This is a genomic window from Gleimia coleocanis DSM 15436, assembly GCF_000159015.1.
Lineage (GTDB): Bacteria > Actinomycetota > Actinomycetes > Actinomycetales > Actinomycetaceae > Gleimia > Gleimia coleocanis.
Genome location: NZ_DS999568.1, coordinates 1 through 229, shown reverse-complemented (window position 1 = coordinate 229; position 229 = coordinate 1). Strand labels below are relative to the sequence as shown.

The 229-nt window shown below is 59.8% G+C and carries 1 protein-coding gene; it reads left to right on the top strand.

Annotated elements, in window-relative coordinates; all coding sequences use genetic code 11:
* Window positions 1-229: 3'-5' exonuclease (locus HMPREF0044_RS07705; protein ID WP_006547574.1), on the top strand; the 229-nt coding region annotated here is incomplete at both ends.

Below are 229 nucleotides of genomic sequence, written 5' to 3'. Positions count from 1 at the left end.
CGCTCTCGTATCTGCGCCTGATTGCCAACCGCAACGACGACGCGGCCTTTGAGCGTGTGGTGAATACGCCAACGCGGGGTATTGGTGACCGGACGCTGGACGTGGTACGTCAGACATCGCGCGATCGCCAGTTAACACTCTGGCAGGCATGTCGTGAGCTGTTGCAGGAAAAAGCCCTCGCCGGGCGAGCTGCCAGCGCCTTGCAGCGATTTATGGAATTAATCGACGC